This window comes from Streptomyces hainanensis (assembly GCF_004348415.1).
GTDB classification, from domain to species: Bacteria; Actinomycetota; Actinomycetes; order Streptomycetales; family Streptomycetaceae; genus Streptomyces; species Streptomyces hainanensis.
In genome coordinates this window covers 1-1,113 of sequence record NZ_SMKI01000851.1, presented here as the reverse complement: position 1 = coordinate 1,113, position 1,113 = coordinate 1, and the positions used below count along the sequence as shown (strand labels likewise).

Here is a 1,113-nt window from a genome sequence, read left to right as displayed (position 1 = left end):
GGGGTGGGGTTGGCCGGGCCGCTCAGCGCTGGAGCGCGCTGAGCAGCCTGGTCAGGGAGCCACCCAGGCCCCAGCGGGCGTTCAGCGCGTCCAGGGCCTCGGGGTCGCGCGGCGCGGTCGGCAGTGCCGCGTCGTGCGGCGGCAACGCCACGTCGGTGGCCACCCTGACGACCGTGGGGGCCACGGCGAGGTAGTCCCGGGCCTCGGTGAGCCGCTTCCGCTGGGTGGCCGTGAGGGTGGCGCGCGGGTCGTCGACGGCGGCCAGGATGCCGGCCAGGTCACCGAACTGGTCGAGCAGCCGGGCGGCGGTCTTCTCGCCGATGCCGGCCACGCCGGGCAGCCCGTCGCTCGGGTCGCCGCGGAGCAGGGCGAGGTCGGCGTAGCTCGACCCGTCCACGCCGTACTTCGCGCGCAGCGCCGCGCCGTCGAAGCCGGTCAGCGTGCTCATGCCCTTGACGGGGTAGAGCACCCGCACCCCGCGCGCGTCGTCGATCAGCTGGAAGAGGTCGCGGTCGCCGGTGACGATGTCGACCGGGCCGGCCGCGCGGCCGGCCAGGGTGCCGATCACGTCGTCGGCCTCGTAGCCGGGGGCGCCGACGCGGGCGATGCCCAGCGCGTCGAGCACCGCGTCGATGATCGGTACCTGGGGGGAGAGCGTGTCGGGCACCGTCTCGGCGTCCGGGCCCTCGGCGTGCTCCTCGGCCACCCGATGGGCCTTGTAGCTCGGGATGAGCGCCACCCGCCAGGCCGGGCGCCAGTCCTCGTCCAGGCAGGCGACGAGATCGTCCGGGTGGTGGTCGGCCACCAGCCGGGCGATGAAGTCGAGCAGCCCGCGGACGGCGTTGACGGGGGTGCCGTCCGGGGCGCGGACCGATTCCGGCACGCCGAAGTAGGCGCGGAAGTACAGCGAGGCGGTGTCGAGCAGCATGATGCGTCTGGTCACAGACTGGATCATGCCGTAAGGAGCGGGTGAGGGTGACGTCCCCCCGGCGCAAAAATAATCGTTTGATATGCTAACTATTGACGGTTTCTTTACGCCCTCTCGACGCTCAGTTGACCGAGCCGTCCGGACGCCCCAGGAGGAAACATCCGCTCGCTGACGCCCGCCCGACC

1 protein-coding gene is annotated in these 1,113 nt (G+C 72.7%); it reads right to left on the bottom strand.

Annotated features, from left to right (window positions below):
• Nucleotides 1-22: 22 nt before the first annotated feature.
• Complete coding sequence (locus E1283_RS36435; RefSeq protein ID WP_207930680.1) at nt 23-955, bottom strand: 5'-3' exonuclease; 933 nt, start codon at nt 953-955, stop codon at nt 23-25.
• Nucleotides 956-1,113 lie beyond the last annotated feature (158 nt).